This is a genomic window from Niallia sp. MER 6, from assembly GCF_023714395.1.
In the GTDB taxonomy this organism is placed as follows: Bacteria; Bacillota; Bacilli; order Bacillales; family Cytobacillaceae; genus Niallia.
Genome location: NZ_JAMAUK010000124.1, coordinates 1 through 408 on the forward strand (window position 1 = coordinate 1; position 408 = coordinate 408).

General features: G+C 39.5%; 1 protein-coding gene. It reads left to right on the forward strand.

The features are described 5' to 3' along the window. Window positions 1-408: DUF927 domain-containing protein (locus tag M3600_RS28630; RefSeq protein WP_251648593.1), on the forward strand; the 408-nt coding region annotated here is incomplete at both ends.

Here is a 408-nt window from a genome sequence, read left to right on the forward strand (position 1 = left end):
TTCTTCTAGAGTTAGCGGTCGTATTTGGAATTTCTGCCTTAGTGACAAGCTTTCTGAAGTACAAACGTGAAATCGAATTTGCAGGAATTATCTTTAGTTTTACAGGCCAGTCATCAACTGGTAAATCAACAGCAGCAGCTTTAGCAGTATCCGTCGCTGGAAATCCAACTAAAGGTAATCAAACACTTTTTCGAAGTTGGAATGCCACACGTAATGCACTTGAAAGTTACTTGAGTAACAATTTTGGTATACCTATTGTATTTGATGAACTCTCATCAGCAACTTTTAAAGATACAACGGGGTTATTGTACTCTATCGCTGAAGGTCAAGGGCGTCAACGTTCCAATGTACACGGAGAAGTTAAAACGCCTAAGAATTGGGGCACTTCTGTGATTTCAACCTCTGAAT